Source organism: Pseudomonas taiwanensis (assembly GCF_013393345.1).
GTDB classification, from domain to species: domain Bacteria; phylum Pseudomonadota; class Gammaproteobacteria; order Pseudomonadales; family Pseudomonadaceae; genus Metapseudomonas; species Metapseudomonas resinovorans_C.
The window spans coordinates 14259-35078 of sequence record NZ_QJRF01000077.1; the positions used below are offsets into that span (position 1 = coordinate 14259).

General features: G+C 65.3%; 17 protein-coding genes. 12 read left to right on the forward strand and 5 right to left on the reverse strand.

Annotation, left to right across the window (positions count from 1 at the left end; all coding sequences use genetic code 11):
* Nucleotides 1–56 precede the first annotated feature (56 nt).
* The 5 genes from tssA to DM872_RS28715 form a co-directional block, all read right to left on the reverse strand.
* Entirely contained in the window at nucleotides 57–1133 is a 1077-nt protein-coding gene (tssA, locus tag DM872_RS28695) for a type VI secretion system protein TssA (RefSeq protein ID WP_179062580.1), read from the reverse strand.
* Nucleotides 1130–4951: a type VI secretion system protein gene (locus tag DM872_RS28700; RefSeq protein ID WP_179062581.1), complete on the reverse strand. Its 3822-nt coding sequence runs from the start codon at nucleotides 4949–4951 to the stop codon at nucleotides 1130–1132. The genes tssA and DM872_RS28700 overlap by 4 nt, the downstream gene beginning before the upstream one ends.
* The gene (locus DM872_RS28705) at nucleotides 4948–5718 is read right to left on the reverse strand and encodes a DotU family type IV/VI secretion system protein (protein ID WP_179062582.1); all 771 of its coding nucleotides are present in this window, start codon (nucleotides 5716–5718) and stop codon (nucleotides 4948–4950) included. Before DM872_RS28705 ends, DM872_RS28700 begins: the two co-directional genes overlap by 4 nt.
* An 18-nt stretch (nucleotides 5719–5736) precedes the next feature.
* Nucleotides 5737–7071, reverse strand: a complete 1335-nt coding sequence (gene tssK / locus DM872_RS28710) for a type VI secretion system baseplate subunit TssK (protein WP_179062583.1) — start codon at nucleotides 7069–7071, stop codon at nucleotides 5737–5739.
* Nucleotides 7072–7136: 65 nt separating this feature from the next.
* Nucleotides 7137–7610 carry a type VI secretion protein gene (locus DM872_RS28715; protein WP_179062584.1) on the reverse strand — a complete coding sequence of 158 codons (474 nt, stop codon included), beginning with the start codon at nucleotides 7608–7610 and terminating at the stop codon, nucleotides 7137–7139.
* 206 nt (nucleotides 7611–7816) lie between these two features.
* On the opposite strand from DM872_RS28715, the gene tssB reads away from it, so the two are divergent.
* From tssB to DM872_RS28775, 12 genes are all read left to right on the forward strand, one after another.
* Complete coding sequence (gene tssB, locus DM872_RS28720) at nucleotides 7817–8359, forward strand: type VI secretion system contractile sheath small subunit (RefSeq protein ID WP_179062585.1); 543 nt, start codon at nucleotides 7817–7819, stop codon at nucleotides 8357–8359.
* A 31-nt stretch (nucleotides 8360–8390) separates the two neighbouring features.
* Entirely contained in the window at nucleotides 8391–9869 is a 1479-nt protein-coding gene (gene tssC / locus DM872_RS28725; protein ID WP_179062586.1) for a type VI secretion system contractile sheath large subunit, read from the forward strand.
* Nucleotides 9870–9948: 79 nt separating this feature from the next.
* On the forward strand, nucleotides 9949–10446 hold the full coding sequence (locus DM872_RS28730; RefSeq protein WP_179062587.1) for an Hcp family type VI secretion system effector: 498 nt from the start codon (nucleotides 9949–9951) through the stop codon (nucleotides 10444–10446).
* Nucleotides 10447–10458: 12 nt separating this feature from the next.
* Nucleotides 10459–10899: a type VI secretion system baseplate subunit TssE gene (gene tssE / locus DM872_RS28735; protein ID WP_179062588.1), complete on the forward strand. Its 441-nt coding sequence runs from the start codon at nucleotides 10459–10461 to the stop codon at nucleotides 10897–10899.
* Complete coding sequence (tssF, locus tag DM872_RS28740) at nucleotides 10883–12682, forward strand: type VI secretion system baseplate subunit TssF (RefSeq protein ID WP_179062589.1); 1800 nt, start codon at nucleotides 10883–10885, stop codon at nucleotides 12680–12682. Before tssE ends, tssF begins: the two co-directional genes overlap by 17 nt.
* Nucleotides 12646–13662 (forward strand): type VI secretion system baseplate subunit TssG, encoded by a 1017-nt coding sequence (tssG, locus tag DM872_RS28745; RefSeq protein ID WP_179062590.1) that lies wholly within the window; start codon nucleotides 12646–12648, stop codon nucleotides 13660–13662. The genes tssF and tssG overlap by 37 nt, the downstream gene beginning before the upstream one ends.
* A 2-nt stretch (nucleotides 13663–13664) precedes the next feature.
* On the forward strand, nucleotides 13665–16211 hold the full coding sequence (gene tssH, locus DM872_RS28750) for a type VI secretion system ATPase TssH (protein ID WP_179062591.1): 2547 nt from the start codon (nucleotides 13665–13667) through the stop codon (nucleotides 16209–16211).
* Between the two features lie 23 nt (nucleotides 16212–16234).
* Entirely contained in the window at nucleotides 16235–16723 is a 489-nt protein-coding gene (locus DM872_RS28755; RefSeq protein ID WP_179062592.1) for a hypothetical protein, read from the forward strand.
* A 63-nt stretch (nucleotides 16724–16786) separates the two neighbouring features.
* Nucleotides 16787–17248 (forward strand): hypothetical protein, encoded by a 462-nt coding sequence (locus DM872_RS28760; protein WP_179062593.1) that lies wholly within the window; start codon nucleotides 16787–16789, stop codon nucleotides 17246–17248.
* A gap of 34 nt (nucleotides 17249–17282) precedes the next feature.
* A complete protein-coding gene (locus DM872_RS28765; RefSeq protein ID WP_179062594.1) occupies nucleotides 17283–18113 on the forward strand; it encodes an endonuclease/exonuclease/phosphatase family protein in 831 nt (276 codons plus the stop codon).
* Nucleotides 18114–18132: 19 nt separating this feature from the next.
* Nucleotides 18133–20115: a type VI secretion system Vgr family protein gene (tssI, locus tag DM872_RS28770; protein ID WP_179062595.1), complete on the forward strand. Its 1983-nt coding sequence runs from the start codon at nucleotides 18133–18135 to the stop codon at nucleotides 20113–20115.
* Between the two features lie 2 nt (nucleotides 20116–20117).
* Nucleotides 20118–20663: a toxin-antitoxin system YwqK family antitoxin gene (locus DM872_RS28775; RefSeq protein ID WP_179062596.1), complete on the forward strand. Its 546-nt coding sequence runs from the start codon at nucleotides 20118–20120 to the stop codon at nucleotides 20661–20663.
* The last annotated feature ends 157 nt before the right edge of the window (nucleotides 20664–20820 follow it).

Here is a 20820-nt window from a genome sequence, read left to right on the forward strand (position 1 = left end):
TCGCTGAGCGGACCGAAGGTTCTCCATTCGAGCCTCAGGGGACCGCAGGTTCTCCCCTACTTGAGCACACCCAACAGCTTCCACAGGCGACGAGATTCGGCATCCGCCGTGATCAGTTCTTCCAGCAGATTGCTCAGGGGTTGGTTGCCCCATTCCACCGCGCGGCGGATCACATAGGGCACCGGGCTGTGCGGTTCGGTGCGGGCCAGGTAATCGGCGATCAGCGCCAGCTGGCGATAGGCTTCCTCGCGATTGCCCGGAGTGCCACTGAAGTTCGGCGCGGCTTCCGCTGCAGTAGCAACTGGAGTCGCCACCGTCTCGGTAGCTGGCTCGACCGCAGGCGGAGTCTGGGATTGCATGGGCGCGAACTCCTGCATGAGCGAGTGGATGAGGTTCAGGAGCTGTTGCAAGGGCGCGAAGCTGGGGGCCAGGTCACCCAGCCAGCCGTCACTCCAGGTGTCCAGGCGCCTCAGTTCGGCCAGGCTCGCCTCCGCCCCCTGGCGCACGCGCAGGAAACTCGCCGGCGGCATCTGCCTCAGGGTTTCATCCAGCTTGCGTTGCTCCAGCCGCGCCGCCTCGGCGGCGACCTTGTCCGCCTTGCTGTCGCTGGCCTGCACTTGGCGCTGCTGGAGTTGCTGCCAGCCGTGCAGGGTCAGGTGGGCAAGATCGGCATGCTCGGCACCGAACAACGCACAACGGGTCAACACGATTTCGCTGTAGCGACGCACCATCCACTCCAGCGGCGCTACGCGCCAGGAGCGGTCGCCGTCTTCCGGCTGCGGATGCAATTCCTCCGGATAGCGCTCGCAGAGCCCGGCGAGCAGGCCCAGGGCCGGCGTCAGGCCATCGAGCCCACTGCGCAGGAGCCAGGCTTCACCCAGCCAGGCAGCCAGCATCAGGTCCTTGCTGCGTTCCCGCAGCAGTTCACTGGCCAGGCGCTCCACGGCGGCCCAGTCGCCGCGCTTGAGGTCCGCCTGCCAGACGCCGGACGGCAGGCTGGCGTCGTCTTCGCGGCGTAGCTCCTTCAAACGGTCCCAGGCCGGGTCGTAGCGCAGGCTGGGGCCGCAAGGGTGGCTGTCGGAAATGGGCTCCAGCAGCTCGCTGGTCGGCGCATCGGTTATCGGCAGATTCATGGCGTCGCCTCGGTACTGACCAGGGAAGCGCTGTGGCTATGGGTGAAGGGCGAGCGCGGCGCCTTCACCGGCAAGGGCTGGATCGACAGCGGCAGCTTGCCGCCCTGGGTCATCAGCGAAACGCGCATGAACATCAACGCCTGCTGGTTGCCGCTCGGGGTACCGCGCACCGGCACCTGCAGCGTCAGCGGAAAATCGGTGTAATCCATGCTCGGCTGACGTTGCAGCACGACATGGGAACGCATCAGGCGCAGCAGTGCCCAGGGCCCGCGGTACTCCCAGCCGGCTTCCAGGTCCGACACTGCCATGCTAGGCTGCAAGGGGTCGATGCTCGGCCTCTGGCTGCCGTCCTTGGCCCAGCGCAGCAACAGTTGCACCGGATCGCCGACGTTCCAGTGCAGACGCTGCACTTCTCCCGGGAAGCCGATCTGCTTGTCGCCGGCATGCAGACCCCAGGCGATCACCTGGTCGGCCCCGCGTTCGTCATCGCGATCGGTACGCCAGCGCACGTCCAACTCGACACCCAGGGAGCCGGACGGGTCACGCAGGAACAGCGGCCCCAGCCAGCTTCGCGCCTGCTTCAGGCGGGCCAGGAAGTCCTCCGCCGCCGGCCGGTCGCTGGCGTTGCTCCATTTCAGCCCCTCTTCAGCCTGCGCCAGGCGGCTGTCGATCAACTCCACCAGGTGCTGCACGCGTGCCGGGTCGGCATCGTCGGCCTGGAGGCTGTAGGCGAAGGGGAAACGGTCCGCGAGGTACTGGTTGAAGTAGTCCGCCAGATCGTTCCAGGCCTGGGCGGCACGCTGCTGCTGCAACTGACTGCAACGCTGCGAGGCCCGCTCGCGCAATGTGTGCGTACGCCGGGCCAGGTCACCGACGCCCGTTGAAAGAGTCGCGGTGGCCAGCACCTGGGTGCAGGAACCCATGTCCATCTCGACGAAATCGCGGCTGACCAGCTGCTCGAACAGCGCCGGTGAGCTGGTGGGGTTCTGGGCCTTGTACTTGGTCATTTCCTCGCTCAGGCCGGCAAGACGCGCTATCCGGTCCCGCTCGGCGAAGGACAGCCCGGTCTGCTCCTGGAGCCAGCTCAGCGCCGGCGCCGCCCCCTCGGTGGTGGAGAGGATGACCGCGAACTGTTGGCCAAGGCTGTTCTTCAGATCCTGCACGTCGCTGGAGCGGAAGAGTTGCAGGCCGAGGTTGCGGCCGCCATCCCACTGGTCGATGTCGAAGCGCTGGGTGAACACCGGCAAGGCATCGATGTTGCCCAGGGCAGAATCGACATCGGCCATGGCCATGCGGGTCAGTCGGCTGCGCAGCGCGCCGGCAAGGTCGGCCCGGTCGAGCGTCAGCAGGGCATTCAGCACCTGACCGGCCTGTTCCACGGGAACATCGAAGGCCTTGCTGGCAGCACTCTGCGGACGTGGATCAGAAGCGCTCAGGCTGGCCCAGATGGCACGCGTCGCGGCTTCACCAGCCGCCTTGAGCATGCCTTCGCGGTAGTCCGGCGGAATCTGTGCCAGCTCCTGACCGACGAAGGCGCGATAGCTGTCGACGAAGCCCTGCGCCTGGGCCAGTGCGCGCGAATCGACATAGCGCAGCGTCCGTGGATCGGGTTCAGCGGCATCGCGGCGCAGGGCCACGACGACGAAGTCGCGCTTGAGCAGTCCCTTGATCGCCTTGTCCAGGGCACTGATGTGCTCCTGCAGCGTCAGCGTGCCGCCGGCCTGGCGTTGCAACAGATTGGAGCGGGTGCCGATGCTGGCGATCCACTGCCCATGGAAACCCTTGCGCAGGCGGCCCGCTTCGGCCTCGAGGTTCTGCTCCACGGCCGGGCCCAGCAGGCCGTTCTGGCGCACGGTTTCCATGTGGTTGCGATACCCCGGCACAAGCTCCTCGCCGTTGCTGTGGCTCCAGGCGGAGTTGGTCAGGGCGATCAGGTCTTCAAGGGTATCGATCAGGCTGTTGATCTCTTCCAGTTCGGGCAGTGTGTTGCCCTGCCCGCCTTGCAGGCTCTCCAGGTGCACTTTGAGGTACCCGGCCGGGCGCACGAAGTTGTCGGCGAGGAAGTATTGCGTGAGCCAGAGCTTCATCAGGGCCTGATACTGCTGGCTCAGGGCCTGACGCTGGGACTGCAGGTCGAGCGGCGCCAGGCCGGGGCCGCCGAGGCCGCGCAAGACGCGGTCGTAATAGGCGCGGCGGCGCAGGTCGGCGGTATTCAGGTCCAGCCCGAGCGCGGTGTTGCCCAGTTGCGCCAGGGGCTCCAGCACGCCCTTGTCACCGGACAGGACATCGGCGAACAGGCGGTTTTGCTGTGCCAGGCTGGACGCACCATAGGCCAGGTTGCGCGCCTTGACGTAGTTCGGCCAATCCTCTGGCTGTTCGCCTTCGACACTGGTGCGCCGATCGCCCACGCGTATCGCCAGGAGCTTGTCCAGTTCCGCGCGCTGCAACTGCCCAAGGGGATGCATTGCCTCGCTGCGCGCCATGGAACGGAGAACGTTGTCCATGCGCCCATCGAGGGAAGAGAACCAGGAGGTGGGATAGACCAGCGAAGCGTAGTGCCAGCGCGGCGCGTCCTGCAGCAGGCGCCAGAAGCCCAGCAGGTTGCGCCGCGCCTGCTCTTCGCTGCGTGCCGGGTCCTTCAGCGTGACATGGTTGTTCTGCGCCACCTGCAACACACGCGTCAGCTCGCGGGCGTCACGCTGGCCGTCATGCCATACCCAGAGCATTCCGAGCAGCCAGAAGGCACCGACAACCGCTGCCGTGCCGGCCACCACCTGCTGCCAACGCTGGCGCAGGCGCAGGATGCGCGGCACCGCCTGAGCCAGTCCGTGTTCCGCGAGAAAGCGCTGGCGCCAGAGCGATCGCGTGAACACGCCGCGAACCGGGGCCGCTTCGCGGGTGTTCAGTTCCCAGGGTTCGTCTTCGCTGGCAACCACCTGCGCCGCACCGAGATAGAGCCCCCTCAGACGCGGCGCCTCACCCTGCGCATTCCCCTGGAATACCGGTTCGAGCAGCGCGCGCAGATTGCCGCGCAAGCCATCCAACTGGCCCGGCAGTCGGTAGAGGTCTTCTCCCAACTCGCCCTTGATGGCCGCCACTTCGAGGATCGCCGCCTGCACGCCCTGGACCACCTGGTCGATGGCGTCATCCAGCCAGTAACCCTGCCAGCCCGCCTCCAGCGCATAGGGGGAAGCCCAGCCCAAGGCACGCTCACCGCCCTCTTCCGGCAATGCAGCGACCAGCTCCTGAAACCCCGGCATTTCCTCGAGGCCCGTGACCAGAACATGCATCGGCAAGCTCAGGCCCAGGCGCTGCAGCATTTCTCCGAAGCGCCGCCGTGCGGCGATGGCATCGGCTGCCAGTTGGGCATCGTCCAGCAGGCGCGGTAGCGGGATGGTCCAGATCACGCCGTCCAGCGGCCGCTGCCCACGCAGGCGCAGCAACATGCCGAGCAGCCGACGCCAGGCAAAGGCCGGCACCGTGCCGCCTTCCTCCGGCAGGAACAGCCCTTGGGGCACCACCAGCAGGCAACCGTCGGGATCGAGCCACCAGCGGCCGAACCAGGCGGCCCGCCCGGCCGGTGCCAACTGCCAATCCGGACACAGCTGGCTGCCTTCACGCGGATCGCCCACCAGCAACAACCACGGCGTCTGATACCGGTCCTGGCTGCCCTGGTCGTGTTCCATCTTGCGCACGGCGGCATAGAAACTGCGGATGGCCGCGCCGGATTGGGTGCGCAGCCACCACCAGAGTGCAGCGAGGGCGACCAGGAGCAGGAGCAGCGCAAGGACGATCAGGGCGATGGCGAAGCCGCTCATTCCGACTGCTCCCCGTCATCCAGGGTGGCGGCCAGGTGCAGGACGGGCTCCAACTCGGACTCGATGTCGCTCCATAGCCAATGCCCAACTACGGTCAGCAGCAGCGCAACGCCGGCAATCGCCAACCCCAGGCGCAGGCCATCCGGCAATGCGCGGCGCAAGGGTCGGCTCAAGGGCTCGGCGCGCAGTGGACGTTCCAGGCTTTGCAGCGCGCCGGCTGCGGCAGGCTCGCGCTGCCAGGCGAAGGTGAACAACGCCTGCCGCCAGCGTTCGTGCATGGCCTGGCCCCGCTCTCCGCGCAGTTGGCCGTGGAACCCGAGCACCAGGCATTGCAGGTAGACGTTGGCGAGGTCGCGGGTGGTCGGGGCGCGCTCCTTGAGAAGGCTGCGAATGGCCATGGGCAAACGCTCACCGGCATTGCGCGAGCCGTACAGCCGCGCCTCCAGCGGCCGCGCCTGCCAGGTGACCTGTCCGGCCCAGTTGCCGAACACCAGGGTCTCGTCCAGCAGCGCCACGAAGGCGTAGACCATCGCCTTGACCTGGGCCGCAGCCGGCTCGCCGACGCTGGCAAAGGCGCTGCGCCAGAGACGGCGAACGATGCGCGTGGCGGTCTCGGCGGTGCGCTCTACCAACTGGCCGTCGCTGTCGTCGGCGTCTTCCAGCTCGTCCCAGGCGTCACGCCATTCCAGCCAGGCCTGACGGAACGCGAGGCTCAGGGGTGCTTCACCGAACTCCGGCGGATACAGGGCCACACTCCGTTCCGGCATTTGCGCGTCCTTGGCTGGTCAGGCGAATTCGTGTGCATTGGTGACGAACAACACCACCTGCCAGGGCCCCACCAGCACGCCTTGGCCGGGCACCACGATGCAGAGTTTCTGCTCGGGATCGAACCACTCTCCGGCAGCCTGGACGACGAACAGCCGGGTGTCCTCCCCGACGCTGTAGGCGACCTGCTCGGCGCGGCTCATGGATTGGTGCGCCAAACCACTCATGCGCTGGCGAGCGAGGGTGGGTACCTGGCCCTGGGCGGCGATGATGGCCTGCCCCAGCCAGTAGGAAGCTGCCTGCTCACCGGCGCCGGCCGGCATGCGCAGGCCGATCACCAGGCGCTGGCGACGGGACTGGAGGTCGGGTAGCTGGATGGTGAAACCTTGTTCCACCTGCTCGAATACCAAGCAGCGATAGCCGACCCGCACGCGGGTCAGGGCGTTCTCCAGCCACTCGAGCACTTCGTCGTAACCGCGCTTGAGGTCGAGGTAATCCAGCGGCGCGAAAGCCGGCACTCCGGCCACCGGGTCCAGCGCACACCAGGCGCCGGCCATTCCGACCAGCAGACCATGTAGACGGTCCGGTGCGGCGACCCGGCTATTGACCGCCGCCTCCACCTCAGGCAATCGCGCCCAGAGCGCGGCGAGCTGGCGGCGAATCTCCGCCATATCATCATGATTGCCCGCCTGCTCCGCCTGCCTCAGGCGGCCGCCGAGGAACAGGCATTTCTCCCGTGTGCGGGCACAGAGGGCGGCAACCGCGCGGCCGAGCACGGATTCGGGCAGGACGCGCGGCGTCGGTGCCACATAGGATTGGAGGACGAACCCGCCGCCCTCCTTGGCGATGCGCAACACCGGCAGGCAGACGGAATCCGCGCGACCGGTCTCGGTCACCAGTCGCGCGGCAGGCCGCCAGACCAGAATGGGTTCGGGGTGTTCGCCGCTGGCCAGATCCGGAACCGCGTCGCCTACCGCCGATTGCAGGCGGCCACGCAGCGGCAGTACCTGGCCGCCACGCCCGAGCGGATTGACGGCAAGGAAAACGGTAGCGCTGGAGGTCGCGGACTGGGCGATGGCGGCGCTCACATCCAGCTCCAGTACCGTGCCTTCACCGGGCTTGATGCTCACCGGCAGGCCGTCGGGCAGGATGGCTTCGAGGGCGAGCACGCGCACCAGGCCAGCGCTCAATGCGGCGGGATCGAGTTCGAGTTGGGAGATGCCCCAGAACCAGGGATTGCCAGCTTGGGCGAAATGGGCAGCGAGGACTTCGGCGCGCAACCCTTGCAGCTGGAAATGCTGGGGCAGCAATTGCATGCCCTCGTGCCAACACACCGCGTCAGGCAGAACTTTCATACCACTCCCCTTCGACGTCCGACGTTGTCGCGAGCTCGACGCCCTGCTGCTTCAGGGGCCTTCCGTCACTGCTCGTTCTCGCTCAGCAAGCGCATTTCCCTGCTATCGAACCGGAGCCAGGCACGGCTCTGCTCATCCAGCCTCAGGCGGTGAGCACCGGGTGTGTTATAGCCGGCAAAGACCAAAAGTCCAGCCGCGCTATCACCCGCCAATGGAAACTCGCGAGCCTCCATGAATTGCCCCGGAACCAGCTCCAGGCTCCACACCGAAAACTGCTGGCGATAGTCGCGACGGAACTGCTCGCGCTCGGTGAACCACTGCCGTGCCGTGATGCCCGAAAGCACCTTGAGCAGCTCGGGGTCGCGCACCGCGATGAAGTCGACCGCGATGGGTGTGTCGTCGTTGGCACGCGCGGCGACGTCCAGGGTCAGGGCATCGAGTTGGACCTTGGGACCAAGAAGATCGGAGCATCCTCCCAGCAAGATCGCAGCAGCCAGGCACAACGATTTCGCGCAACAAATGAAACGTCCTTGCTTCATGGTGGTCTGATTCCGGTTTGCGTTTGCAAATTTATAGACCTGTTCTAGCGTGTCTGAGTAGTTCGTCGGACAGACGAACTAGAGGGATCGCCAAGGACAGGCTTGCGTGTAGTTCCCCCCTGTCGCGTCGTGATCCAGCAAGGGAGTGCGATGACAGGACCAGTCCGATGCATTGCGCTCGTGGCAATGCACCGGAGCCCACCAACATGGCAGAAAGCACGCAGCACAAACTGGACCGGGTTCGCCCGCCCCGCGTACAGATCACCTACGACGTCGAGATCGGCGACGCCATCGAGAAGAAGGAACTGCCACTGGTCGTCGGCATCCTCGCCGACCTCTCCGGCAAGCCCGAGCAACCCCTGCCGAAGCTCATCGAGCGCCGCTTCACCGAGATCGACCGCGACAACTTCAACCAGGTCCTTTCCTCCATCGCACCGCGCGCCACCCTGCAGGTGGACAACACCATCACCGGCGACGGCAGCAAGCTCAACGTCGAGCTGCGCTTCAAGGACATGGACGACTTCGACCCGGTCAACATCGTCAAGCAGATCACTCCCCTGCGCCGCCTGTTCGAGGCCCGCCAGCGCCTGCGCGACCTGCTCACCAAGCTCGATGGCAATGACGACCTCGACAAGCTGCTGCAGGAAGTGGTGAGCAACACGGAGGGCCTGCAGGAGATCAAGTCGGCCCGCCCCGAAGCCGAAACCGCCACGCCCGAAGGCGAAGCACCGACCGAACCCCAGGCCTGATCCGTAGCCCGAACTCCAGGAGGAATCGCTCATGGCAACAGAAGCCGGTGCGAACAGCGAGAGCACCACGCAGACCCTGACCCTGCTCGACCGAATCGTCGCCGAAGGCCGCATGGCCCACGATGACAGCCAGCAGGATTACGCCCGCGACATGCTCGCGGAATTCGCCACCCAGGTCCTCGACGAAGGCATGGCCATCGACAAGGACACCGTGGCCATGATCAACGACCGCATCAGCCAGATCGACGAGCTGATCAGCACCCAGCTCAACGAAGTCCTGCACCACCCCGAGCTGCAGAAACTGGAAGCGTCCTGGCGTGGCCTGCATCTGCTGGTACAGAACACCGAGACCAGCACCCGCCTGAAACTGCGCCTGCTCAACGTCACCCAGAAGGAACTGCAGACCGACCTGGAGAAGGCCGTCGAGTTCGACCAGAGCGCGCTGTTCAAGAAGATCTACGAAGAGGAATACGGCACCTTCGGCGGCCATCCCTTCAGCCTGCTGGTGGGCGACTACAGCTTCGGCCGACATCCCCAGGACGTGGCCCTGCTGGAAAAGCTGTCCAACGTCGCCGCTGCTGCCCACGCCCCCTTCATCGCGGCCGCCAACCCGAAGCTGTTCGACATGAACAGCTTTACCGACCTGGCAGTGCCTCGTGACCTGGCGAAGATCTTCGAGAGCCAGGAGCTGATCAAGTGGCGCAGCTTCCGCGAGAGCGAAGACTCCCGCTACGTCTCCCTGGTGCTGCCACACTTCCTCCTGCGCCTGCCCTACGGCCCGGACACCCTGCCGGTGGACGGCATGAACTACATCGAAGACGTCAACGGCACCGACCATTCCCGGTACCTGTGGGGCAACGCCGCCTGGGCGCTGGCCCAGCGCATCACGGAGGCCTTCGCCAAGTACGGCTGGTGCGCGGCAATCCGTGGGGCCGAGGGCGGTGGTGCGGTGGAGGGTCTGCCGGCCCACACCTTCCGCACCAGCTCCGGCGACCTGTCGCTGAAGTGCCCAACCGAAGTGGCGATCACCGACCGTCGCGAGAAGGAACTGAACGATCTCGGTTTCATCGCCCTGTGCCACAAGAAGAACAGCGACCACGCGGTGTTCTTCGGCGGCCAGACCACCAACAAGGCCAAGCTCTACAACACCAATGAAGCCAACGCCAATGCGCGCATCTCGGCCATGCTGCCGTACGTGCTCGCGGCCTCGCGCTTCGCCCACTACCTGAAGGTGATCATGCGCGACAAGGTCGGCAGCTTCATGACCCGCGACAACGTGCAGACCTACCTGAACAACTGGATCGCCGACTACGTGCTGATCAACGACAACGCGCCCCAGGAGATCAAGGCCCAGTACCCGCTGCGGGAAGCGCGGGTGGACGTCTCGGAAGTCGCCGGCAAGCCGGGCGCCTACCGCGCGACCGTGTTCCTCCGCCCGCACTTCCAGTTGGAGGAGCTGACCGCCTCGATCCGCCTCGTGGCCAGTCTGCCGCCGCCGGTAGCCGCCTGACCCGTGCCGCCCGCCGGACAGTCCGGCGGGCGGACACCTTCCTTTTCTCCAGACTTTCCAGATTCAGGAGTTCCAAGCGATGGATGCGATCATTCTCGACCTCGGCGACGACATCAAAGGCGACAGCTTGCTCGAGGGCTATTCCGACAAGATCGAACTGATGTCCTACAGCCACAACGTGGCCATGCAGGTCACTAACGACGTCAGCAACTCGGAACGTACCTCCGGCCGCCCGCACATCGGCGAGTTCACCGTCACCAAGTTCATCGACACCTCCACCCCGTCGCTGAACGAGTACTGCTGCGCCGGAAAACCCATCACCACGGCGAAGGTCACCATCGGCCGCAACGCCGCCGAAGGCGACGGCAAGATCCTGCCCTTCATCGTCTACACCATGGACAACGTGGTGCTGTCCAACGTCAGCGTCAGCGGTGGCGCAGGCGGCAAACCGGTGGAAACCCTGTCGCTGAACTTCACCAAGATCAAATGGGAGCTCACCGCGCAGAAAGACGACGGCACCAAGGAAGGCACCGCCGCCTCCACCTGGGACCTGGCGGCCAACAAGGTGGTCAAGTAGCGACGCACGGCCATGTCGGAAGCCGGCCTGCTGCCGCCGCTGTTCGAGCGTCTTGCCGCCCAGACGGACGACGCGCCGGCCTACGACCGTGAGGCCCTGGCGGAATCCGTCCGCCAGGAGCTGGCGCGGTTGCTCAACACCCGCCGCGCCAGCGCCAGGCGCGTCCAGCCCCTGACCATCCTCGACTACGGCATCGGCGACTGGAGCGCACTCCAGGCACGCCGCAGCGATGACCGGCGGCAGCTGGTGCGGGAGATCCGCGCAGCCGTCCAGCACTTCGAACCGCGCCTGCAACTGACTGAAGTGGAAGCCGAACCGATCCCGGGCCAGCCCCAGCGCTTGCGTCTACGCCTGGCTGGCAGCCTGCGTAGCGGACAGCGCAGCTGGCCGGCGGTGTTCGTCATCGACAACAACGAAGCGGGCCTCGAGGTAAGCCATGAGCGACTCGATTGACCCCGAACTGCTGGACTACTACCAGCGCGAACTGACCTGGCTGCGCCATGCCGGCGCCAGCTTCGCCGCGCGCTATCCGAAGGTTGCGCGCCGTCTCGAATTGTCTCCTGGCGAATGCCCGGACCCGCACGTTGAGCGGTTGCTGGAAGGCTTCTCGCTGCTGACCGCACGCCTGCAGCGACGCCTGGACGACGACTACGCCGAGTTCAGCGACGCGCTGCTGGAACAGCTCTACCCGCTGGCCCTGCGCCCGCTGCCCTCCTGCGCCATCGTCCAGTTCGAACCGGACCCGACCCAGGGCAGCCTCGCCGAGGGCTTCCGGTTGCCGCGCGACACGCCGCTGTTCGTCACCACCCGCCAGGGCGCCAGCGTGCACCTGCGCACCACGGCGGAGGCGGTGCTGTGGCCCGTACGTATCGGCGGCGCGACGCTCCTGGATGGCGACGAGGCAGTCGCCTTGACCGGACGCCCCGAGGCACGCGCGGCCCTGCGTCTGGAACTGCACTGCCTGGGCGAATTCGATTGGGCGCAGCTGCCCATCCGCCAGCTGCGCCTGCACCTTGCCGCCTCGCCGGTTACCAACGCCGCGCTCTACGACCTGCTGGGCGCCCACACGCTCGGCATCCATTGCGGCGTGCCGGGCATGCCGTTGCTGCCCTGTCCCGGCGAGCCGCACCTGGTGGGCTTTGCCGACGATCAGGCATTGCTGCCCGAGGAGGATGGCCAGCATCCGGGCCTGCGCCTCCTGGCCGAATACTTCAGCTTCCCGGACAAATTCGCGTTCTTCGATATCCCGATCCAGCCGCCCAGCGTGGGTGGGCGCGATTGCGTGCTGGTGATCGCCTTCGACCGCGCCCCGGCGGGCCGCCTGCATCTGCAGCAGGACGACCTGCGCCTGGGCTGCGCGCCTGTCATCAACCTGTTCCCGCGTACATCCGAACCCCTGCGCCCGGACGGCACCCGCAGCGAATATCGCCTGGTCGCCGATGCCCACCGCGAAAGCAGCGTGGAGATCCACAGCATCCGCGCCATGCGTGCGGCATCGCCACGCGGTGTGATCCCGGTGCCGGCCTACTACGGCCATGCCCATGGCGGGCGCGCTCCCGGTGCCCGCCTCTATTGGCACGCCCGCCGGGTGCAAGGCATGACCCCCAATCGCCTGGGCACCGACCTGCTGCTGAGCCTGGTGGACACCGGATTCGATCCCTTGCTGGACGCCCCCGAGTACAGCCTGACGGCGGAACTGCTCTGCACCAACCGGCACCTGGCGGAGAACCTGCCGGCCGGCACGCGGCTGGGCTTCGAGCGCCCCGGTCCCGTTGCCCGCGCCAGCCTGCGTAACCCACCAACACCGCAGAGCCTGCCTCGCCTGTCCGGCGAATCGCGCTGGCGAATGGTTTCGCAGCTCACCCTCAACCACCTGTCCCTGGTGGAAGGTCCGCAGGCACTGGATGCCCTGCAGGAGATGCTCAACCTGCACAACCTGCGCGACGACGGTGGCGCCCGACGGCAGATCGAAGGCATCACCCGGCTGGCCTGCGAGCGGGTGGTCGCCAGGGTCGGCGACGACGCCTGGCGCGGCTGGCGCAATGGCCTGGAGGTTCGCCTCAGCCTCGATCCCCAGCACTTCGCCGGTTCCAGCGCCGTGCTCTTCTCCGCCGTACTGGCGCAGTTCTTTTCCCTTTATGCGACCGCGAACCGCTTCGTGCGAACCGTGCTGGTCGATGGCGACAAGGAGGTCCGGACGTGGCAACCGCAGACCGGCATGCCCCTCTCCCTCTGAGCCGGCGCCTGCGCGACGCGCCGCAGGCCTTCGAGTTTCTGCAGGCGCTCCTGCTGCTGGAGCGTGAACGACCGGGTGCCGAAGCCCTCGGCCAGGGCAGCGCTCCTCAGAGCGAAGCCCTGCGCCTGCGCGGCCCGTTGACCCCGACTTTCGCAGCCAGCCAGGTCGAGAAGCTGGAGGAAGCGCCCGGCCAGCCACCGACCCTGACCACTCCCGTGTTCGGCCTCGGTGGGCCCGACGGCCCCCTGCCTTATGCGTACCAGGAGTGGCTGCAACAGCGGGCTAAGGAAAAGGATCACGCTCCGGCGGAATTCCTCGATCTGTTCCAGCATCGCCTACTCAGCATGCTGTACCGAGTACTCGGCAAGCATCGCCTGGCGCTGGGCTTTTGTGCGCCCGAAGATTCGCCCGCACAGGACCAACTGCTGGCCCTCTGCGGCCTGCTTCCCGGCGCCCTGCAGAATCGCCTGACCCTACCGGACGCGGCCGTGACCGCTCGCACCGCGCTGTTCGCTGGCGGCCGTCGCTCCCTGGCCGGCTTCGCCGCCCTGGTGCGCCATCAGTTCAACGTCGCGGTGCGCTACGAGGCCTACCAGGGCGGCTGGCGCGACATTCCACCGGCCAGCCGTAGCCGCCTGCAACGCGGAGCCCGCAACCTCGGCCTGGGTCGCGATGCCATCGCCGGCACCCGCGTTTGGGATGAGCACGCCGGTATCCGCCTGATCCTCGGCCCACTGTCCAGCGACCGTGCGCGAGACTTTCTTCCCACCGGTTCCGATCACGTGCGACTTGCGAGCCTCGCCGCGCTCTATTTCGGCCCGGACCTGGACTGCACCCTGCGCCTGCTGGTCCGCCCCGGCGCGCCGCTGAGCCTGGACCGCATCCAGCCGCCACGCCTGCGCTGGAGCAGCGGCCTGCAACTGCGCGGCGAAACCCTGCAACAGATCGACACGCGCTTGCGCCAGACGGAGGTGGCCTGACCATGGAACTCGGCAGCCTGATCGGACGCCTCAACGCGGAAAGCCGCCGAGCCCTGGAACGGGCCGCGCAGCGCTGCCTGCAGCGCACCCACCACTACGTGGAAGTCGAGCACCTGCTGCTGGAACTGCTGGATATCGAAGGGGGCGACCTGGCCTGCCTGTTGCCGCGCTTCGGCCTGGAGCGCGACACGCTCGCCTCGGAGATCAACCAGGCGCTGGAGCTGTTCAAGGCCGGCAACACCCGCACTCCGGCGCTCTCTGCGCAGACCATCGGCGTCCTTGAAGACGCCGTGGTGCACGCCAGTGTGCTGGGACAGCAGAGCATCCGCTCCGGCCTGCTGCTGCTCGCTCTGCTTGACCGCGACGAACGCCGCACCTTGCTGCTCAACAGTGCGTCGTCGCTGCTGCGCATTCCGCGCGAGGCCCTGCGCAGCAACCTGCTGGAATGGACCCAGCCGTCCCGCGAGCAACCCGCCGCAGCCCAGGCCGCCAAGGGCAAACCCACCCAGGCCGGTGCCCAGGATTCCATTCTCGACCAGTACACCCAGGACCTCACCGCCGATGCCCATGCCGGACGCATCGATCCCATCGTCGGGCGCGACAGCGAGATCCGCCAGAGCATCGACATCCTCCTGCGCCGCCGGCAGAACAACCCGATCCTCGTTGGCGCTCCCGGGGTGGGCAAGACAGCCGTCGTCGAGGGGCTGGCCCTGCGCATCGCCGCCGGGGACGTGCCACCGCCCTTGCAGGACGTCAGCTTGCGGGTCCTCGACCTCGGCCTGCTGCAAGCCGGCGCCGGGGTCAAAGGCGAGTTCGAGCAGCGCCTGAAAGGCGTGATCGATGGCGTCCGCAATGCCGAGAAGCCGGTCATCCTGTTCATCGACGAAGCCCACACCCTGATCGGTGCCGGCGCCGCCGAAGGCCAGAGCGATGCCGCCAACCTGCTCAAGCCGGCCCTGGCCCGTGGCGAACTGCGCACCCTCGCTGCCACCACCTGGCTGGAATACAAGAAGTACTTCGAAAAGGACCCGGCGCTCGCCCGACGCTTCCAACTGGTGCAGGTGGAAGAGCCGGACGAATCCACTGCGGTCGAGATGCTGCGCGGCGTTGCCGCCAAGCTGGAACAGCACCATGGCGTACAGGTGCTGGATGCCGCCATTCACGATGCGGTGAAGCTCTCTCATCGCTACATTTCCGGCCGGCAGCTGCCGGACAAGGCCATCAGCGTGCTCGACACCGCCTGCGCCCGCGTCGCCCTCGGCCAGCACGACGTACCGCCACCGCTGGAAAGCCTGCGCCACCGTGAGCAATCCCTGGAAGAAGAGCTGCAACGCCTGCGCCGCGAACAGGCCACCGGCCTCGACCACCGCGAACGCATTACCGCGCTGGAAAGTGAATCGCGCGGCAACCTGGTCGCCATCCGGGAGCTGGAAACCCGCTGGAGCGAAGAGCGCGAAGCCGTACGCGAACTGCTGGACGCCCGCCGCGAACTGCTCGCCCTCAGCGACAGCGTCGACACCAGCAAGCCCAACGAAGAACTGGATGACCGCATCGACCACCTGGCCGCCGAACTGGCGCGCCTGGAAGCCGGGCTCGACGCCATCCGCCAGGACGACCCGCTGGTGCCCGAGCAGGTGGACTCCAAGACCGTGGCTTCGGTGATCGCCGGCTGGACCGGCATCCCCATCGGCAAGATGCTCGCCGACGAAGCCCACGCCGTGCGTACCCTGGGCCAGCGCATGGCGCAGCGGGTCATGGGCCAGGACGCCGCGCTCGCCACCATCGCCCAACGCATCCAGGCCTATCGCGCCGGGCTGACCGACCCGGCCAAACCCGTCGGCGTATTCCTGCTGGTGGGCCCCACTGGCGTCGGCAAGACCGAGACCGCCTACGCCCTGGCCGACGCCCTCTACGGCGGCGAGCGCAACCTCATCAGCATCAACCTTTCCGAGTACCAGGAGGCCCACACCGTCAGCCAGCTCAAGGGCGCCCCGCCCGGCTACGTCGGCTACGGCTCCGGCGGCGTGCTCACCGAAGCCGTGCGCCGCCGCCCCTACTCCGTGGTGCTGCTGGACGAAATCGAAAAGGCCCACCCCGACGTGCTGGAAGCCTTCTACAACGTCTTCGACAAGGGCGTGATGGAAGACGGCACCGGCCTGGTGGTGGACTTCAAGAACACCGTGATGCTCGCCACTAGCAACGTCGGCGCGGAACTGGTGCTCGACACCGCACCCGATCAGCTTGGCAGCGACGCCTTCAACGAACGCCTGCGCAAGGTCCTGCTGCAAGTCTTCCGCCCCGCCTTCCTCGCCCGCATGACCGTGGTGCCCTACCGCCCGCTGGACGAAGCGACCCTGGAAGGCATCGTCGTTGCCAAGCTGGAAAAGTTGCAGGCCCGCTACAAGGCCGCCACCGGCAAGCAGTTCGACTTCGACCCCGCCATCGTGAAAGCGGTGTTGGCCAAGTGCAGCTCGGCAGGGGCGCGGGATATCGAGAATGTGCTGATGGCGCAGGTGACGGGGAAGTTGGCGGAGTGGGTGTTGGAGTAAAGATCTGAATCAGGAGGTGATTCATGCCTGTCGCACATGTAAGTGCCGCAGTGGGGACAGCCCATCGAGATATCGTCCGGGAACTTGCAACAGCCTGCATTCTGCAGTTCCAAAGCATCAGGGGACCGGGAAATGGGGTCGGAAACGGCTCCTGCTGCGCATGCGTCAGATTGACAGCCCCGGGCCCGTGGGGCGCGCCAGATTACCGATTCGGGCAAAGTCAGGCGCACCTTCTGGACGCGGACGCAATCAATGTCGGCGGCCTGTTCAATCCCCAGCACCATGCGGAGAGGCAGGCGCATGCCGCCGGGAATCTTGCTGGTGGATACGGCGCCCATCTGTTCGTCGAACTGCCTCCTTGCGGCGGTCACAACGGCTGTGCCAACTGGTGCGCGGCCAACATCGCCAATGTGAACGTCTGGTACCTGTACGCCAATACGCAGGCCATGGTCGCAGCCCATAGCGCAGGCAACTTCGCTCAATTCACTGCTCTCAATCAGGCCCTGCCATAACAGACCGGCCGGAACGCCCAGCAGCTAGGTAAGTGTCTGCGAACTACAACAAGGAACACTCAGATGGCGAACGCAGAAATCTATACAAAATGGAGCGGCCAGTCCGATGGCAGTCGTCGGTCCGGCGGTTGGAGCGGGCCACACGGCAGTGCGAATGCGACAGGAGCGGGTGGGATAGTTGCACTGAATCAACATGCCGAGCGCCTGGCATGGAAAGCCGCATGGCCCTCTCGAATCCGTGCGCATATCCAGCAAACCATCGGAAACTTTCCCAACCAGACTTATCAGATAAAGATCTGGGTCGATCAGCAGGTTTGCCCGACTTGCCAGAAGTGGATGGTCATCGACGTCATCGGCCATCTGAAGCTACTCCAGCAGTCATATCCCACTCTGAAAGTCGAGCTGTATGCCGAAGTACTGTTTGCGGGTGTCACAAGGAAAATACGCGTACAAAGAACAACAGTCTGGCCAGTCGAAATCGGCAATCAAAGTACCTACCAGAACCTGCCTGTTATTTATAACTGACAGAAAATGCCAATGATCCGTCGGGCTGACCAACATGAACATCATGAGCTGGAACATCAAGCAGTTTAACTACAACCCCCAGAAGGACAAGTCTGAGCAGTTGGCGCGAATGGTTCAGATAGCTGAAATCGTTTCAAGCCGAAATATCGATATTCTGACTGTCCTTGAAGTGCGCCCCTCCATAAAGAGTCCGATATTCGGCGAGTCCTATGACGATAGTCAGGGAGCACTCGCGATTGCTCAGTTGAAGGAAGTCCTGGGGGAACAGTGGCAATACAGCTTGTCAGGCGGTAACGCATACAAGGAGAGCAACAAGGGTGAGCTGTATGCGTTTCTATGGCGATCCGATCGAGCTGTTCCCTTGAGCGAGCCATCACTGACAAACACGAATGCGCAGCAAAAGATCTTGCCTTTCAAAAACCGTGTGCCGGCCATGATGTTGTTCGGGGAGAACGGCACAAACAAAATCGTCGCTGTGATGGTCTATCACGCACCCAATCCGAGCGAAATGAGTGACAAGGAAATTGGCTACATAAAGCAACTTGCCCATGTCCAAGAATTTCCGACCGTACTTTGCGGGGACTTCAACATGAACACCCAGGATGTGTTCACCATCTTGCAACCAGAATTCAATTTGGCGGTCACCAACGAAACCAGCCTAAGGGTCAAGCCTACCGGCACTGACAACCCCTACGACGCCATTTTCTATCACGGTCTCAATCTGCAGTCCGCTGGTGGGGATAATCTGCTGATAACGGTACAGAACACTCTGGATATGACAATCACAACGGCCCAGGAAATCAAATCTATCAAGCACTACACATCGGACCACGCCCCGGTATGGGCGCAGTTCTCACTCACCTGACGAAAACACGGCGCCCCCAATGGATTTAACAATTACGGTCGCAGGGATCGAAAGTTTCACCGCTGATCTCTGTTCGGGGGCCGAGCATCTGCAGGACTTTTTCAGACTGACGCTGAGCGGCCATAGCGCCACATCCCTCACCCTGAGCAGCCTCATTGCCACCCACCTCACCACCACCCTCCACAACGACGCCAACCAGCGCCCCCTCGACGCCCTGGTCGCCGAAATCCACCAACTCCCAGCCGACGCCACCGCCGAGCGCTATCAGTTGGTGCTACGCCCTTGGCTGTGGTGGCTGACCCTGGCGAGCAACAACCGGGTATTCCAGAACAAGACCACCAGCGACATCGTCACCGGCATCTTCACGGCCCATGGTTTTACCGATTACCAGTTGAAGCTCAGCGGCAGCTACGAGCCCCGCGAGTATTGCGTGCAGTACGGCGAGACAGACTTCGCCTTTGTTTCGCGGCTGCTGGAGGAGGAAGGCATTTTCTGGTTCTTCACCCATGAAGGCGGCAAGCACACCCTGGTGCTGGGTGACAGCAACGATGCGTTCCCGCCGATTCCCAACGGGCCGAAGGTGCCTTATCTGGGCCAGGAGATCGGTGTGCGTGAGCTGCACGGGGTGCGTTCCGGGCAGCTCTGCCTGCAGGCGGTGGCCGGGGTGTACAGCGCCACCGACTACGAATTCACCACGCCGACCACGTCGCTCTACAGCCAGGCCGAAGCGGTGGCCGGGCCACGGTCAATGTACGAGCATCCCGGCGGCTACACCGCCAAGGCGCGCGGCGATGCGCTGTCCAAGCAGCGGGTGGATGAGCTGCGCAGCCAGGAGCAGCGCTTCATCGGCGAAAGCGACTGTCGCTGGCTGGTGCCGGGACACTGGTTCACCCTGAGCGGGCATGACGACGCGTCGCTGAATATCGACTGGGTGGTGACCTCGGTCACCCACGAAGCCAGCCACGAGCATTACCGCAATCGCTTCGAAGCCATTCCCAAGGCCACCCACTATCGCGCGCCGCGCATCACACCCAAGCCGCGCATGCATACCCAGACCGCAGTGGTGGTGGGCAAGAGCGGCGAGGAAATCTGGACCGACCAGTATGGCCGCATCAAGCTCCAGTTCCCCTGGGACCGCGAGGGCAAGAACGACGAAACCTCCTCCTGCTGGGTGCGGGTGGTGCTGCCCTGGAGCGGCAAAGGATTCGGCATGCAGTTCGTCCCGCGTATCGGCCAGGAAGTGATCGTCACCTTCATCGATGGCGACCCGGACCGTCCGCTGGTGACCGGCTGCGTCTACAACGGCGACAACACCCTGCCCTACGCCCTGCCGGACAACCAGACCCAGTCTGGCATCAAGACCAATTCTTCCAAGGGCGGTGGCGGCTTCAACGAGCTGCGCTTCGACGACAAGAAGGACGCCGAAGAGGTGTTCCTGCAGGCGCAGAAGGACATGAAGGTGAATGTGCTCAACGACAGCACCGCCACCATCGGCCACGACGAGACCCTTACGGTGCAGAACGCCCGCACGCGCACGGTGAAGGAAGGCGACGAGACCATCACCCTGGAGAAGGGCAAACGCTCCGTAACCATCCAGACCGGCAGCGACACCCTGGATGTGAAGGACAGCCGCACGGTGAAGGTGGGCGCCGACCAGACCCAAAGCACCGGCGGCAACTACAGCCACAAGGTGACGGGTAACTACGAGCTCACCGTGGACGGCAATCTGACCATCAAGGTCAACGGCACCCTCACCCTGCAGAGTGGCGGCAGCCTGACCATCAAGAGCGATGCCGACCTCGCCGCCCAGGCCGGAACGTCCATCACCCAGAAGGCTGGAACGTCCCTGACCAACCAGGCAGGCACGTCGCTGGACAACAAGGCCGGAACCACACTGACCAACGACGCCGGCATCAGTCTGACCAACAAGGCCAGCGCCGAACAGACGGTGGACGGCGGCGGCATGTTGACCATCAAGGGCGGCTTGGTGAAGGTGAACTGACGATGGCGCAATCCGGCAAGCTCGACCTCACCCGTGGCGACAGCCGCATGCAGGGCAACCTGCAGGACGGCGATCTGGAAGGGCGGGTGCGCATCGAGGAAGCTGGCCGCCCCCAGGCCCAGCTCAGCTACAGCCAGGGCGAGCTGAATGGCCCGACCACCCTGTTCCACCCCAATGGCAAGGTTTCGGCGCAGATGCCTTATGTGCGCGGCAAGCTGCATGGCGTGGCGACCTTCCATGCCCCGGAAGGCTGGCTGCAACGCAAGGTGAACTATCGCCAGGGGCTGATGCATGGCCAGGCGACCAGCTATTACCCGGACGGCAGCGTCGCGGAAATCGAGCAGTATCGCGACGGCGTGCGTGACGGTCCCTACCAGCGCTTCCACGGCAATGGCCAGGTGGCCCTGCGCAGTCGCTACCTGAAAGGGCAGCTACTGGAGCCAGGCCAACCCTTCGCCGAAGACGGTCGACCACTGGACGCCGATGGCAAGCCCATCTCCCGGCTGCGCTGGTGGTGGCGACGCTGGACCGAACCCGCCGAAGCCTGACGCCCTTACTTGTAGGAGCGAGCTTGCTCGCGAACCGGACCGACCATTCGCCGGCAAGCCGGCTCCTACATACGCGTGCCGTCTTGGCCCCGTCCCTGTAGGAGCGAGCTTGCTCGCGAACCGCGACCCACCATTCGCCGGCAAGCCGGCTCCTACA

Excerpts from the sequence above, each read along its gene's own strand:
- DM872_RS28730 (WP_179062587.1), top strand. The coding sequence starts at position 9,949 with ATGGATGCGATCATTCTCGACCTCGGCGACGACATCAAAGGCGACAGC.
- tssB (WP_179062585.1), top strand. The coding sequence starts at position 7,817 with ATGGCAGAAAGCACGCAGCACAAACTGGACCGGGTTCGCCCGCCCCGC.
- DM872_RS28765 (WP_179062594.1), top strand. The coding sequence starts at position 17,283 with ATGAACATCATGAGCTGGAACATCAAGCAGTTTAACTACAACCCCCAG.
- tssA (WP_179062580.1), bottom strand. The coding sequence starts at position 1,133 with ATGAATCTGCCGATAACCGATGCGCCGACCAGCGAGCTGCTGGAGCCC.
- DM872_RS28700 (WP_179062581.1), bottom strand. The coding sequence starts at position 4,951 with ATGAGCGGCTTCGCCATCGCCCTGATCGTCCTTGCGCTGCTCCTGCTC.
- tssH (WP_179062591.1), top strand. The coding sequence starts at position 13,665 with ATGGAACTCGGCAGCCTGATCGGACGCCTCAACGCGGAAAGCCGCCGA.
- DM872_RS28775 (WP_179062596.1), top strand. The coding sequence starts at position 20,118 with ATGGCGCAATCCGGCAAGCTCGACCTCACCCGTGGCGACAGCCGCATG.
- tssF (WP_179062589.1), top strand. The coding sequence starts at position 10,883 with ATGAGCGACTCGATTGACCCCGAACTGCTGGACTACTACCAGCGCGAA.
- tssC (WP_179062586.1), top strand. The coding sequence starts at position 8,391 with ATGGCAACAGAAGCCGGTGCGAACAGCGAGAGCACCACGCAGACCCTG.
- tssK (WP_179062583.1), bottom strand. The coding sequence starts at position 7,071 with ATGAAAGTTCTGCCTGACGCGGTGTGTTGGCACGAGGGCATGCAATTG.
- tssE (WP_179062588.1), top strand. The coding sequence starts at position 10,459 with ATGTCGGAAGCCGGCCTGCTGCCGCCGCTGTTCGAGCGTCTTGCCGCC.
- DM872_RS28715 (WP_179062584.1), bottom strand. The coding sequence starts at position 7,610 with ATGAAGCAAGGACGTTTCATTTGTTGCGCGAAATCGTTGTGCCTGGCT.
- DM872_RS28760 (WP_179062593.1), top strand. The coding sequence starts at position 16,787 with ATGGCGAACGCAGAAATCTATACAAAATGGAGCGGCCAGTCCGATGGC.
- DM872_RS28755 (WP_179062592.1), top strand. The coding sequence starts at position 16,235 with ATGCCTGTCGCACATGTAAGTGCCGCAGTGGGGACAGCCCATCGAGAT.
- DM872_RS28705 (WP_179062582.1), bottom strand. The coding sequence starts at position 5,718 with ATGCCGGAACGGAGTGTGGCCCTGTATCCGCCGGAGTTCGGTGAAGCA.
- tssI (WP_179062595.1), top strand. The coding sequence starts at position 18,133 with ATGGATTTAACAATTACGGTCGCAGGGATCGAAAGTTTCACCGCTGAT.